The sequence below is a fragment of the Streptomyces sp. SID10853 genome (genome assembly GCF_010548145.1).
In the GTDB taxonomy this organism is placed as follows: Bacteria; Actinomycetota; Actinomycetes; order Streptomycetales; family Streptomycetaceae; genus Streptomyces.
The window spans coordinates 1-12,560 of record NZ_JAAGLN010000007.1 but is presented as its reverse complement, the minus strand read 5'-3'; the positions used below and the strand labels follow the sequence as shown (position 1 = coordinate 12,560).

Here is a 12,560-nt window from a genome sequence, read left to right as displayed (position 1 = left end):
TCTCGACCAACTCCTGACTCTTGAGTAACCTTACTCAAGAGTAAATCTACGACGCCACAAGGAGTCCGGACAATGGCCGATCGCTATCTGCACTTCACCGGCACAGCACCCGGCCGATTCCTGACAGGCAGGCTCGGGCTGCCGCAGCCGGCGCAGCTGCGCCGCTGGTCGGCCGAACACCCGGGCCTCGAAGGCTCCTTGCTGCATCTGACGGCCGGCGGGGCGCCCCTGCCCGGCCTGGCCGGAGTCCTCGCGCGCACCGGCCTCACGGTCGTCGGCGCCCCGGCGGACGGCGGCAGGCTCGCGGGCGTGGTGCTGGACGCGACCGGCGTCACCACGGTGGCGGGTCTCGCGGAGGTGCACGGCGCACTGCACCCCGTCGTACGGTCGCTCGCCGCGGGCGGCCGGGTCGTGGTGGCCGGCGCCCCGCTGTCCGCCGACGACCACCACCAGGCGGCGGCGCAGCAGGCGCTGGAGGGTTTCGTACGGTCGCTGGGCAAGGAGATCGGCAGGGGCCGCACGGTCCAGCTGGTCAGGACGGTGTCCGCACCCGCGGCCGAGTCGACGCTGCGGTTCCTGCTGTCGCCGAAGTCCGCGTATGTGAGCGGGCAGGTCATCGAGATCGGCGGTGCCTCCGGTCCTGACACCGGCAGCACCGCCCCCGAGAGCTGGGACCTGCCGCTCGCCGGGCGCACGGCGCTGGTCACCGGCTCCGCGCGCGGCATCGGCGCTTCGGTCGCCGCGACCCTCGCCCGCGACGGGGCGAAGGTCGTCTGCCTCGATGTCCCGCAGTCACAGGCCGACTTGGACCGTACGGCGAACTCGCTGGGCGGCACCGCCCTGCCCCTGGACATCACCGCCCCCGACGCGGCCGACCGGATCGCGGCCGCACTCCCCGACGGCCTGGACATCCTGGTCCACAACGCGGGCATCACCCGCGACCGCCGGCTCGCCAACATGGCGGCCGACCGCTGGGCGAGCGTGCTCGACGTGAACCTGGACAGCGTGCTGCGCACGACGGACGCCCTGCTGAAGTCGGGCACGCTGCGGGCGGGCGGCCGGATCGTGGCGACGGCGTCGATCGCCGGGATCGCGGGCAACACCGGCCAGACCAACTACGCGGCGAGCAAGGCCGGCATCATCGGCCTGGTCCGGACGCTGGCTCCCCGCCTCGCCGAACAGGGCATCACGCTGAACGCGGTGGCTCCCGGCTTCATCGAGACGAAGATGACCGCGGCGGTCCCGCTCTTCATCCGCGAGGCGGGCCGCCGGATGAACTCCCTGGGCCAGGGCGGCCTCCCGGTCGACGTGGCCGAGACGACGGCGTGGTTCGCCCACCCCGCGTCGGACGGGGTGACCGGCCAGGTCGTACGGGTCTGCGGCCAGAGCCTGCTGGGAGCCTGACGGGACCGGGAGGAGAGCGTCAGCCGCCCGCCGGCCCGACCAGCTCCAGGTCCACATACCCGGAGTGCGGGTTGCTCTCGGCGGGGCTGCCGTCACCGGTCCCGATGGCCGCCACCTTCCACAGCCGGCCGGCGAACTCCAGGGTGTCGCCCACCCGGGCGTCCCGGTAGGCGGCGCTCCCGCCGTCCCGGCCGGTGATGCCGATATCGGCGCGCGGGCCGGGGTTGATCTCCGTCACGACGGCGCTGTACTGCCCGCTGTACTCGTTGTTCGGCACATGCCACCTGAGGCGGAAACGCCCGTCGGTCAGGGACGGCCAGGTGGCCGCGGAGCTGGGCTGCGGTGACTCGGTCACGTTCTTCTGGCCCTTCGGTGTGAGGACGACTCGGTAGGTGCAGATCTGCGCGACCGTGTACGAGGCACCGCCCACGGTGACGGCCTGCCCCGGCTTCACGGTCCAGCCCCGGGAACCGGCTCCCGCCGTACCGGTGCCGGCACCCGCCCCGGTGCCCAGCACCGCCGTACGGCGCGAGCCGTCCGCCCGCGCCTCCTGGTACGAGACGGCCCCGGCCCCGCCGGGCAGCTCGACGGACCCACCGCGCAGCACATGGAACCCCTTCGCCGCCGGATCCCCGTCGCACACCGGGCCCTTGTCGGCCGGCGGCGCCGGGCTCGCCGCCGACGCACTGGGGGACGGCGAGGAGACATCGTGTTTCCCGGAGGAGCCGCAGCCCACGGCGAGCAGCACACAGCCGCAGGCCGCGGCGGTTCGGACTGCCTTCATGCCTTCCCCTTATCGGTTGCCTACGAGCAACACCCTTGTACAGGACTCATGCTCGTAATCCGTACCGGGCGCCGGGCCCGCCGCCTCGACCAGAACCTGACCCACAGGTAACCTTACTCAGGAGTAAATACCGTACGGATCAGACGTATCAGGGAGCCTGGACCATGAGTGACCGCCCCCCGCACTCCCCCGGCCTGCTGCCCTCCATGGTGCGCGGTGCGCTGGCCTCGCCCTTCAAGCGGGCCGTGTCCGCCGAGGCGCCGCTGCCCGCGGACCGGCTGGTGCGGCCCGGGGCCCGGGTCGAGCCCGGGCGGCTGCGCTCGTACGCCCGGGTCTGCGGGTTCGGGCAGGCCGGCTCGCTTCCCCTCACCTATCCGCACGTGCTCGGCTTTCCGCTGGCCATGCGGCTGATGACCGCACGAAACTTCCCGCTGCCGGTCCTCGGGCTCGTCCACACCGGCATCGAGATCATCCAGTGGCGCGCCCTGCCCCTGGACTCCCGTCCCGAACTGACCGTGTACGCGCAGGAGCTCCGGCCGCACCGGCGCGGGACCGAGGTCGTCATGGTGACCGAGGCGCGGCTCGCCGGTGAGCTGGTCTGGGAGTCGCGCAGTACGTATCTGGCCCGGCATTCGGCGACGCCGGACGGAACCGTGGCCCGTACGGACGGTCACGACCGCACCGCCACGGCCGCCGCCACCGACACGGCCGCCGGCACCGCGACCACCGTGAACGGCACCGACGCGGCCGCCGACACCGACACGGCCATCACCGCCACCACCGCCACCTGGGAGCTTCCCGCCGGGCTCGGGCGTCGTTACGGCGCCGCTTCCGGGGACCGCAACCCGATCCACCTGTCCCCGCTGACCGCGAAGCTCTTCGGCTTTCCGCGCGCCATCGCCCACGGCATGTGGACGGCCGCCCGCTGTCTGGCGGAGGCCGGGACCCCGGACGCCGTCCACGTGCGGATCGAGTTCAGGGCGCCGGTGCTGCTGCCGGGAACCGTCACGTTCGCGGCCGGGGACGGTCACTTCGCGGTACGGAGCCGGGGCCGGGGCCCGGACGCGGGGGAACGGGTGCACCTCACCGGCGTGGTGACGGCGCCCAGCGTTCCCCGTTCATAAGGTTCTCCAGGCCCGCCCACGCGAAGTTCATCAGCGTCGACGCCGCCTCCTTGGCGGAGACTCCGGGCGTCGCGTTCGCCCAGCCGGCCAGGGATTCCGCCGCGCCCACCAACGCCTGGGCGAGGCCCGCCACATCGCGGTCGGGCAGCGCCGGGTCGCGGTGCGCCTCACGCGCCGCCGCACCGATCAGGCCCGTCACGAAGCTGGTGATCTCGTCGCGCATCGCGGTGACCTCGGCGGCGAACGGCTCCCCGTGCGTACGGGCCTGGTGGTGCAGGACGTTCCAGCCGTCCGGGTGGCAGGCAGTGTGCTCGAAGAAGGCACCGACGCCGTGCCAGAGCTGCCGGTCCGCGGGGTCGGCCGGGTCCACCCCGGCCCGTACCGCGGCGACCAGAGCCTGGGCCTCCCGGCGGATGCACGCGGTGAAGAGCTCTTCCTTGGAGTTCAGATAGAGATAGACCAGCGGCTTGGAGACCCCGGCCAGCTCTGCGATCTCGTCCATCGAGGCGGCCCGGTACCCGCGCTGCCCGAACGTCCGCACGGCAGCGTCCATCATCTGCTGCTCGCGCACCGCCCTCGGCATCCGCTTGGCCTTGGCCGCCTTGACCGCACTCACCTCAGAGCCCCTCCAGCCAGTTGGTCCGCACCTGGCAAGGGTACGGCTCCGGCCCCTCCCCGTCGTACGGAGGAGGGGCCGGGTGGCGTGAAGTAAACGATCAAGCAACGACCGAGCAGGCGCAATCCGGTCGGAAAACGGTCAGGCAGCGACCGGAACCGACGGCTTCTGCTCGGCGTCGGCAGCGTGCACCTCGGGCTCGTCGACCGGGGACGACGAAGCGGAGTTGAACGCGTCGAGGTCCAGGATCTTCTCCCGGGCCGAGACGATGACCGGGATCAGCGCCTGGCCGGCGACGTTCGTCGCGGTGCGCATCATGTCCAGGATCGGGTCGATCGCCATCAGCAGACCCACACCCTCCAGCGGGAGCCCCAGCGTGGAGAGGGTCAGCGTCAGCATCACGGTCGCACCGGTCAGTCCGGCGGTGGCCGCCGAGCCGATGACCGAGACGAAGGCGATCAGCAGGTAGTCCTGGACGCCGAGGTGCACGTCGAAGATCTGCGCGATGAAGATCGCGGCGATCGCCGGGTAGATCGAGGCGCAGCCGTCCATCTTGGTGGTCGAGCCGAACGGCACCGCGAACGAGGCGTACTCCTTCGGCACACCGAGGCGCTCGGTGACCCGCTGGGTGACCGGCATGGTGCCGACCGACGAGCGGGAGACGAAGCCCAGCTGGATGGCGGGCCAGGCACCCTTGAAGAACTGCAGCGGGTTGACCTTGGCGACCGTCGCGAGCAGCACCGGGTAGACGACGAACAGCACCAGGGCGCAGCCGACGTAGATGTCGGCGGTGAAGGTCGCGTACTTGCCGATCAGGTCCCAGCCGTAGTCGGCGATGGCGAATCCGATCAGGCCGATGGTGCCCAGCGGCGCGAGGCGGATGACCCACCACAGGGCCTTCTGGAGCAGTTCGAGGACGGACTCGCTGATCTTGAGGATCGGCTCCGCCTTCTCACCGAGCTGGAGCGCGGCGATACCGGCGACGGCGGCCATGAAGACGATCTGGAGAACGTTCAGCTGGGTGAAGGGGGTGACGACGTCCGTCGGCACGATGCCGGTCAGGAAGTCGATCCAGGAGCCGGAGCCGTCGGGCGCCTTGCCGTCCTTGGGCGTGAGGCCGGTGCCCGCGCCGGGGTTGGTGATCAGGCCGATCGCGAGGCCGATGACGACCGCGATCAGCGAGGTGATCATGAACCACATCACGGTGCGGGTGGCCAGCCTGGCGGCGTTGTTGACCTTGCGCAGGTTGGTGATCGACACCAGGATCGCGAAGAAGACGAGCGGGGCGACCGCCAGCTTCAGCAGCTGGATGAAGATCCCGCCGACGTGCTCCAGCGTGGACTTGAGCCAGCTGATGTCCTGGCTGCGGGCCAGCCAGCCGAGCAGGACACCCAGGAGCAGACCGGCGATGATCTGCGCCCAGAACGGGAACTTGTCGGATATTCGGGACTTCTTCGCGGGGCCGGTGCCGGCACTGCCGGTGGCATTCGCGGGGGAACTCGCGGAATTCGCTGAGCTCGCGGGACCTGCGGACATGAGGACACTCCGGTGAGGACGCAGCTGTGTGCTCGGTACGGAGCACGGAGGGACGGGGACACGGCGCCCATCACTAGGGGCGCCGCCGCATGAGGCCGGTCAGACGCGGCGACAGGCCGCGGACATGCAGCGGCAGAGATCGACATGCAGGCGCTCCACGAGCGCAGTGCTCTTGGGATGCGGGCGCACGGCTGTCTTCATGTCGAACACGTTAACACTTGAACTTTGAGTGCCTCAAAGCCGTTCTTTGGGGCAGGGGTGCGGTAGTACGCGAAAACGCCGGGAACCCCGGGGCGGAGCAGCTCGCTCCGGCCCGGGGTTCCCGGCGTGTGTGACGTAACTTACGGCGCTTGCCCGCGCCTTGGGACAGCTGTGCGGCCTGCCCCCGCGCACTCGGCGGACGGCGGCTGCCGGCGGACGGTGCCTACTGGGTGAGGCCGTCCTCCTGCGCGCGGTTGGCCTCCAGCTTGGCCTTGGTCCGCTCGACCCTGTTGATCAGCTGCTCGGACATCTTGTCGCGCTGCCTGCGCAGCAGGACGAAGCTGAGCGGCGCGGAGATGACCAGGGCCAGCAGGATCGTCCAGATGAAGTTGGAGCCGCCGAGCCCCTTGGGAACGATGCCGAAGTGGACGAGGATCGCGCAGAAGACCAGGGATGCCATGAAGATGACGATCCGCATCGCGGTGTAGCGGATCGTGGCGCCCGGGTTGGCTACAGACACGGCTGGGGCCTCTCTCTTCGTACCGTTGCAATGCGTTCCGGTGGCAGCTGGTCCTGCCGATCCTGCCCGACAAGTGAAGCACGTCCCACTTGCGATCACCCCGGCCGGGGTACGGGTCCGGCGTGCCGGGGCGGAGCCGCGGTGACGCGCCGGGTCAGAGCAGCGGCAGGTACATCATGATGTCGTCGCGGTCGTCGCCCGGTGCGACCCGGATCGCGCCCGGTGCCCGGCCCACTTCCTTGTAGCCGCAGGACTCGTAGAACCGGTCGACTCCGGTGCCGCCCCGGCAGGTGAGCCGGATCCCCTCGATGCCGCCGATGCCGCGGGCGGCGTCGGCGGCCGCGGCCATCAGGTCGCGTCCGTACCCCTTGCCCTGGAGCGAGGGGTGGAGCATCACGGTGTAGAGCCAGATCCAGTGGCGCATCAGACGGTGCGTGTTGAGCGTGAGGAACGCGGTGGCGGCGACCCGCCCGCTCTCCTCGCGGCCGACCAGCAGCCGGACGCGGCCATCGGCCATCGCGGTCAGGTGCTTGATCAGCTGCGGGCGGACGTCGTCGGAGGTGACCGGGGGGACGAAACCGACGGCACCGCCGGCGTTCGACACATCCGTCCAGAGCGCGACCACTTCGTCCCGCAGCCTGGCGTCCATCCGCGGGTCCAGTTCAAACGTGAGGCTCATACGTCCAGCGTAGGAAAGCACGGAACCCCGGCCGCGGCCGGGGTTCCGTGTGCGAACAGCGCGCCCGGTTCAGAAGCGCATCGGCTGCGGGGCGTCCCGGCGGGCCGGGTCCGGGCCGTCGAACTCGCGGACGATCTCGTAGTGCGTGTTGCGCTCGACCGGGCGGAAGCCCGCGTCCCTGATCAGTTCGAGCAGGTCCTCACGGCCGAGCTTGTTCGGCGTGCCGTAGTTGTCGGCGTCGTGGGTGATCTTGTACTCGACCACCGAGCCGTCCATGTCGTCGGCGCCGTGCTGCAGCGCGAGCTGCGAGGTCTGGACGCCGTGCATGGGCCAGAAGACCTTCACGTGCGGGACGTTGTCGAAGAGCAGCCGGGAGACCGCGAAGGTCTTGAGCGCCTCGGCGCCGGTCGCCATCGTGGTCCGCACCTGGAGCTTGTTGCGGACCTTGCCGTCCTTCATGTCCACGAAGTCGTGCTGGTAGCGCAGCGGGATGAAGACCTGGAAACCGCCGGTCTCGTCCTGGAGTTCACGCAGCCGCAGGACATGGTCCACACGGTGGCGCGGCTCCTCGATGTGGCCGTACAGCATCGTCGCCGGGGTCTTCAGACCCTTCTCGTGGGCGAGCCGGTGGATGCGCGACCAGTCCTCCCAGTGGGTGGCGTGGTCGACGATGTGCTGCCGGACCTCCCAGTCGAAGATCTCGGCGCCGCCACCGGTCAGCGATTCGAGGCCGGCCTCGATCAGCTCGTCCAGGATCTCCGACGCGGAGAGCCCGGAGATCGTCTCGAAGTGGTGGATCTCGGTGGCGGTGAACGCCTTGAGCGCGACCTGCGGAAGGGCTTCCTTGAGCGCGCTGAGCGAGCGCGGGTAGTACCGCCAGGGCAGCGTCGGGTGCAGGCCGTTGACGATGTGCAGCTCGGTGAGGTTCTCGCCCTCCATTGCCTTGGCGAGGCGGACGGCCTCCTCGATACGCATCGTGTACGCGTCCTTCTCGCCCGGCTTGCGCTGGAACGAGCAGTAGGCGCACGAGGCGGTGCAGACATTGGTCATGTTGAGGTGCCGGTTGACGTTGAAGTGGACAACGTCGCCGTTCTTGCGGGTACGCACCTCGTGGGCGAGGCCGCCGAGCCAGGCCAGGTCGTCCGTCTCGTAGAGCGCGACGCCGTCCTCACGGGTCAGCCGTTCTCCCGCCCGGACCTTCGCCTCGATCTCGCGCTTGAGGCCAACATCATTGATCGACGCAGTCACGTGCGGCCGCCTCCCATATGCGTACGTAAACAACCAGCCAACCGTACTCCCCCGCCCGCACGGCGCCGGGACCCGGCTGGCACTCGCGGCCAAGGCCCGGCCCGCCCGGGCTCCGGGGCGGGTCAGCTCGGCTCGGGCAGCTCTCCGACGCGGTTCTCCCACTTGGTGGAGAGCACGATCGTGGTGCGGGTGCGGGAGACGCCGCGGGTGCCGCTGAGCCGGCGGATCGTGCGCTCCAGGCCGTCCACGTCGTCGACCCTGACCTTGAGCATGTACGAGTCGTCGCCCGCGATGAACCAGGCGTCCTCGATCTCGGCCAGGTCCTTGAGCCGGTGGGCGACGTCCTCGTGGTCGGCGGCGTCCGAGAGCGAGATGCCGATGAGGGCGGTCACCCCGAGCCCGAGGGACTTGGCGTCGACGGTGGCGCGGTAACCGGTGATCACGCCGGCCGCTTCAAGACGGTTGATGCGGTCGGTGACGCTGGGCCCGGAGAGCCCGACGAGCCGCCCGAGCTCGGCGTAGGAGGCCCTGCCATTCTCCCGCAGCGCCTGAATGAGCTGCCTGTCCACCGCGTCCATACTGTTGAAGCCTTCCATTGTTCAGCAATATCGCGAGTTTACGTATAGAATCTAAGGCATGCAGGGAAAACGCCCTGCGAATCTTCCATCAGGAGTGATGTTCACCGTGTACACGATCGAGATGGCCTACGCCCGCATGCGCGAGCTGCAGGACCAGGCCAACCGTTCGCGTGACCACCGGATCGCGGCCGCGGCCCCGGCCCGCCGTACGAAGCGGCACACCAAGAAGCGCTGACCGCGCGCCGGGCCCGGCCCGGCGCGACGTAGCTAGTCCTTGCGGGAGCCACCGAGCTCTCCCTCCCAGCGGCGGTAGAGCCGGTGCGGCACCCCTGCCGCGTCGAGCACGCGCCCCGCGACGAAGTCGACCAGATCCTGGATGTGCGTCGCCCCCGCGTAGAACGCCGGAGAGGCGGGCAGCACCACGGCGCCCGCCTCGTCCAGGGTCACCAGGTGGCGCAGCGTCTGACCGCTCAGCGGGGTCTCGCGTACGGCGACCACCAGCGGGCGCCGCTCCTTGAGCGTCACGCTCGCCGCCCGCTGGAGCAGATCCTTCGAAAGCCCGAGCGCGATCCCGGCCACGGAGGCGGTGGACGCCGGGACGACGATCATTCCCTTGACGGGGTACGAGCCGGAGGACGGCCCGGCGGCCAGATCCCCGGCGGCCCAGTGCCGTACGGCTCCGGTCCCGGCGGCACCGGCCGCGTGAGCAACTCCAGCCCCGGCGGCACCGGTCCCGTCCGCGGTTCCGGTCCCGCCCGCGGTTCCGGTCCCGCCCGCAAAGAGGCCCGGGTCCACCGCGAACGTGTCCGGCTTCCCGTCCGCGCCCCTGGCCAGCCAGGTCCGCAGGTCCTCCTGCCAGTGCGCGTCGCGGAAGGCGATCCCGGTCTCGTCGAGCAGCGTCAGCCGCGACGAGCGGCTGACCACCAGATCCACGGCCTCGCCCGCGTCGAGCAGCCCGCGGAGCACGGCCGCCGCGTAGGGCGTACCCGACGCCCCGGAGACTCCGACGATCCACGGCCGCCGCGGCTGCTGACTGTGTACATTCACGTGCTCCACGTATCCGAGCCTATCCGGGCCCGTCCGGCCCGCCGGAAAGGGGAGGCGGGTCGGGGACGGGCGGCGGCCCGGACCGCGGTCAGACGGTCAGGCCCCGCACCAGCAGATCTATCAGGGCGCACACGAACAGGGCGATCCCGATGAAGCCGTTGACCGAGAAGAAGGCCCGGTTCAGCCGGGACAGGTCGTGCGGCTTCACCACGTTGTGCTCGTAGACGAAGGCCACCGCGACGATCACCAGACCGGCCCAGAAGAACGCTCCGGCGCCGGTCGCCACCGCGTACCAGACCAGCAGGGCCGTCGTCACCGCGTGGCAGGCGCGGGCGCCGTACAGCGCGGCCGGGATCCCGAAGCGTGCGGGCACCGACTTCACGCCGTGGGCGCGGTCCGCCTGGACGTCCTGGCAGCCGAAGATCAGGTCGAAGCCTCCGATCCAGATACCGACCGCGAGGCCCAGGATGACCGCGTCCCACGACCAGTGCCCGGTGACCGCCAGCCAGGCGCCGACCGGGCCGATGGCCTGGGCCAGACCGAGGATGGCGTGCGGGAAGTTGGTGAAGCGCTTCCCGTACGGATAGACCACCATCGGGATGACCGCGATGGGCGCGAGCGCCAGACAGAGCGGGTTCAGCGCGGCGGCGGCGCCCAGGAAGACGACGACCGCGACCAGCGCGCCCGTCCAGGCCGACCGCACCGAGACCGCGCCGGTGACCAGTTCACGGGACGCGGTGCGCGGGTTCCTGGCGTCGATCTCCCGGTCGATGATGCGGTTGCAGGCCATCGCGAAGGTACGCAGACCGACCATCGCGACGGTCACCAGGAGCAGCCGCCCCCAGTGGATGTTGCCGTCAAGCCGGTACATCGCGGTCAGCGCGGCGATGTACGCGAAGGGCAGCGCGAAGACCGAGTGCTCGATCATCACCAGGCGCAGGAACGCCTTGGTCCTGCCCGGTTGCGGCAGCGCGGCGGCGGATGCGCTCACAGTCCGTACTCCTTCCAGCGCTTGGTCACCCGGTCGGCGACAGCAGGGTCGGACCGCACCATCTCGGGCCAGCCGCCGTCCCGTGTGTAGCCCTCCTCGGGCCACTTCCGGGTGGCGTCGATGCCCGCCTTGCCACCCCAGAACTGCTGGTAGGAGGCGTGGTCGAGATGGTCGACCGGGCCTTCGGCGACGGTCAGGTCACGTGCGTAGTCCGTGTTGCCGAGGGCCCGCCAGGACACCTCGTGCAGATCGTGCACATCGCAGTCGGCGTCGACCACGACGATGAGTTTGGTGAGCGACATCATGTGTGCGCCCCAGACGGCGTGCATCACCTTCTGGGCGTGCTTCGGGTACTTCTTGTCGATCGAGACGATCGCGCAGTTGTGGAAGCCGCCCGACTCGGGCAGGTGGTAGTCCACGATGTCCGGGATGATGATCTTGAGCAGCGGCAGGAAGAAGCGTTCCGTCGCGCGGCCCAGCGGGCCGTCCTCGGTCGGCGGGCGGCCGACGACGATCGACTGGAGCAGCGGACGGCGGCGCATCGTGACGCAGTCGATCGTCAGTGCGGGGAACGGTTCCTGCGGGGTGTAGAAGCCGGTGTGGTCGCCGAAGGGGCCCTCGGGCAGCGTCTCACCGGGCTCCAGCCAGCCCTCCAGGACGACTTCGGCCTGGGCGGGGACCTGGAGCGGGACCGTCCTGCAGTCGACCATCTCGATCCGCTTGCCCTGCACGAAGCCGGCGAAGAGGTACTCGTCGATGTCCTCGGGGAGCGGGGCCGTGGAGGCGTACGTCACCGCGGGCGGCGCACCGAAGGCGATGGCGACGGGCAGCCGCTCGCCCCGCCTGGCCGCCACCGCGTAGTGGTTGCGGCTGTCCTTGTGGATCTGCCAGTGCATCCCGATGGTGCGCTTGTCGTGGCGCTGGAGGCGGTAGAGCCCGAGGTTGCGGATGCCGGTCTCGGGGTGCTTGGTGTGGGTGAGCCCCAGGTTGAAGAAGGAGCCGCCGTCCTCGGGCCAGGTGAACAGCGCAGGGAGCCGGTCGAGGTCCACATCGTCCCCGGTGAGCACCACTTCCTGGACGGGCGCGGCCTCCGGCTTCACCTTCTTCGGCGGTACGTGGACCATCGTGCCCAGCTTGCCGAAGGCTTCCCGTACGCCGACGAAGCCCTGCGGCAGCTCGGGCCTGAGCAGCCCGCCGATCCGGTCGCTGATCTCGTCGTACGAGCTGAGGCCGAGGGCCTTGAGCAGCCGCCGGTCGGTGCCGAAGACGTTCATCGCCAGGGGCATCGACGCACCCTTGACGTTCTCGAAGAGCAGGGCCGGGCCGCCCGCCTTGTTGACGCGGTCGACGATCTCCCCGACCTCCAGATGGGGGTCGACCTCGACCTTGATGCGCTTGAGGTCGCCGTCGCGCTCCAGCGCCCTGAGCAGCGAGCGAAGATCGTCGTAAGCCATGCGGTCCAGTCTGTCATCCCCGGCGGTGAACCCGGTGTCCGCCATGTGCCGGACGGTCTCGGCTCAGCGCGGGACGGTGCCCGGCCGCTACCCTGTGGCCGTCATCGGGACGTTGCGGACGTCTCTCAGCCATTCCCGGGGGGAACGTTCGGCCATGCTCAGGTATCTGCCCCTTCTGCTGGTCCTCGCAGTGTGGATCTACGCGTTCATCGACTGCCTGAACACCCCTGAGGAGGAGGTACGCGGCCTGCCCAAGGTCGTGTGGGTCCTCATCATCCTGCTCTTCGGCGAGGTGCTCGTCGGCCCGGTCGCCTGGATCGTGGCGGGCCGGAACCGCCGCGGGCCGGGCGGCGCCGGGACCGCCCCCGCCGGCCCGCG

General features: G+C 70.3%; 14 protein-coding genes. 4 read left to right on the top strand and 10 right to left on the bottom strand.

Annotation, left to right across the window (positions count from 1 at the left end; genetic code table 11):
* The first annotated feature begins 72 nt into the window (after positions 1-72).
* A complete protein-coding gene (locus G3I19_RS03340; protein ID WP_164259289.1) occupies positions 73-1,404 on the top strand; it encodes a 3-oxoacyl-ACP reductase in 1,332 nt (443 codons plus the stop codon).
* Between the two features lie 19 nt (positions 1,405-1,423).
* On the opposite strand, the gene G3I19_RS03335 is transcribed toward G3I19_RS03340, so the two are convergent.
* Positions 1,424-2,188 carry a hypothetical protein gene (locus tag G3I19_RS03335; RefSeq protein WP_164259287.1) on the bottom strand — a complete coding sequence of 255 codons (765 nt, stop codon included), beginning with the start codon at positions 2,186-2,188 and terminating at the stop codon, positions 1,424-1,426.
* 164 nt (positions 2,189-2,352) lie between these two features.
* On the opposite strand from G3I19_RS03335, the gene G3I19_RS03330 reads away from it, so the two are divergent.
* The gene (locus G3I19_RS03330; RefSeq protein WP_164259285.1) at positions 2,353-3,312 is read left to right on the top strand and encodes a MaoC/PaaZ C-terminal domain-containing protein; all 960 of its coding nucleotides are present in this window, start codon (positions 2,353-2,355) and stop codon (positions 3,310-3,312) included.
* Here G3I19_RS03330 and G3I19_RS03325 read toward each other — a convergent pair.
* The 6 genes from G3I19_RS03325 to G3I19_RS03300 all read right to left on the bottom strand — a co-directional run bounded on the left by G3I19_RS03325 (position 3,272) and on the right by G3I19_RS03300 (position 8,690).
* Positions 3,272-3,895 (bottom strand): TetR/AcrR family transcriptional regulator, encoded by a 624-nt coding sequence (locus G3I19_RS03325; RefSeq protein ID WP_164259374.1) that lies wholly within the window; start codon positions 3,893-3,895, stop codon positions 3,272-3,274. The genes G3I19_RS03330 and G3I19_RS03325 overlap by 41 nt on opposite strands.
* A gap of 174 nt (positions 3,896-4,069) precedes the next feature.
* On the bottom strand, positions 4,070-5,464 hold the full coding sequence (locus G3I19_RS03320) for a dicarboxylate/amino acid:cation symporter (protein ID WP_164259283.1): 1,395 nt from the start codon (positions 5,462-5,464) through the stop codon (positions 4,070-4,072).
* 424 nt (positions 5,465-5,888) lie between these two features.
* Positions 5,889-6,185, bottom strand: coding sequence for a DUF4229 domain-containing protein (locus G3I19_RS03315; protein WP_164259281.1), 297 nt, complete (start codon positions 6,183-6,185; stop codon positions 5,889-5,891).
* Between the two features lie 154 nt (positions 6,186-6,339).
* The gene (locus tag G3I19_RS03310) at positions 6,340-6,864 is read right to left on the bottom strand and encodes a GNAT family N-acetyltransferase (RefSeq protein WP_164259279.1); all 525 of its coding nucleotides are present in this window, start codon (positions 6,862-6,864) and stop codon (positions 6,340-6,342) included.
* A gap of 69 nt (positions 6,865-6,933) precedes the next feature.
* On the bottom strand, positions 6,934-8,112 hold the full coding sequence (mqnE, locus tag G3I19_RS03305) for an aminofutalosine synthase MqnE (RefSeq protein ID WP_343234967.1): 1,179 nt from the start codon (positions 8,110-8,112) through the stop codon (positions 6,934-6,936).
* A gap of 122 nt (positions 8,113-8,234) precedes the next feature.
* Entirely contained in the window at positions 8,235-8,690 is a 456-nt protein-coding gene (locus G3I19_RS03300) for an Lrp/AsnC family transcriptional regulator (protein WP_164259277.1), read from the bottom strand.
* 97 nt (positions 8,691-8,787) lie between these two features.
* On the opposite strand from G3I19_RS03300, the gene G3I19_RS03295 reads away from it, so the two are divergent.
* Entirely contained in the window at positions 8,788-8,925 is a 138-nt protein-coding gene (locus G3I19_RS03295; protein WP_164259267.1) for a hypothetical protein, read from the top strand.
* A gap of 32 nt (positions 8,926-8,957) precedes the next feature.
* Here the strand turns inward: G3I19_RS03295 and G3I19_RS03290 are convergent, their stop codons facing one another.
* From G3I19_RS03290 to G3I19_RS03280, 3 genes are all read right to left on the bottom strand, one after another.
* Positions 8,958-9,746, bottom strand: a complete 789-nt coding sequence (locus tag G3I19_RS03290; RefSeq protein ID WP_343234966.1) for a UbiX family flavin prenyltransferase — start codon at positions 9,744-9,746, stop codon at positions 8,958-8,960.
* Positions 9,747-9,825: 79 nt separating this feature from the next.
* Positions 9,826-10,728: a menaquinone biosynthesis prenyltransferase MqnP gene (gene mqnP / locus G3I19_RS03285; RefSeq protein WP_164259275.1), complete on the bottom strand. Its 903-nt coding sequence runs from the start codon at positions 10,726-10,728 to the stop codon at positions 9,826-9,828.
* Positions 10,725-12,182 (bottom strand): menaquinone biosynthesis decarboxylase, encoded by a 1,458-nt coding sequence (locus G3I19_RS03280; RefSeq protein WP_164259273.1) that lies wholly within the window; start codon positions 12,180-12,182, stop codon positions 10,725-10,727. Before G3I19_RS03280 ends, mqnP begins: the two co-directional genes overlap by 4 nt.
* Positions 12,183-12,336: 154 nt before the next feature.
* On the opposite strand from G3I19_RS03280, the gene G3I19_RS03275 reads away from it, so the two are divergent.
* The coding region (locus G3I19_RS03275) for a PLD nuclease N-terminal domain-containing protein (RefSeq protein ID WP_164259271.1) at positions 12,337-12,560 on the top strand (224 nt) is incomplete at its 3' end.

Coding starts and splice junctions, on each gene's coding strand:
- G3I19_RS03330 (WP_164259285.1), top strand. CDS start 2,353: ATGAGTGACCGCCCCCCGCACTCCCCCGGCCTGCTGCCCTCCATGGTG.
- G3I19_RS03320 (WP_164259283.1), bottom strand. CDS start 5,464: ATGTCCGCAGGTCCCGCGAGCTCAGCGAATTCCGCGAGTTCCCCCGCG.
- G3I19_RS03280 (WP_164259273.1), bottom strand. CDS start 12,182: ATGGCTTACGACGATCTTCGCTCGCTGCTCAGGGCGCTGGAGCGCGAC.
- G3I19_RS03300 (WP_164259277.1), bottom strand. CDS start 8,690: ATGGACGCGGTGGACAGGCAGCTCATTCAGGCGCTGCGGGAGAATGGC.
- G3I19_RS03340 (WP_164259289.1), top strand. CDS start 73: ATGGCCGATCGCTATCTGCACTTCACCGGCACAGCACCCGGCCGATTC.
- G3I19_RS03335 (WP_164259287.1), bottom strand. CDS start 2,188: ATGAAGGCAGTCCGAACCGCCGCGGCCTGCGGCTGTGTGCTGCTCGCC.
- G3I19_RS03325 (WP_164259374.1), bottom strand. CDS start 3,895: ATGCCGAGGGCGGTGCGCGAGCAGCAGATGATGGACGCTGCCGTGCGG.
- G3I19_RS03295 (WP_164259267.1), top strand. CDS start 8,788: ATGTTCACCGTGTACACGATCGAGATGGCCTACGCCCGCATGCGCGAG.
- G3I19_RS03310 (WP_164259279.1), bottom strand. CDS start 6,864: ATGAGCCTCACGTTTGAACTGGACCCGCGGATGGACGCCAGGCTGCGG.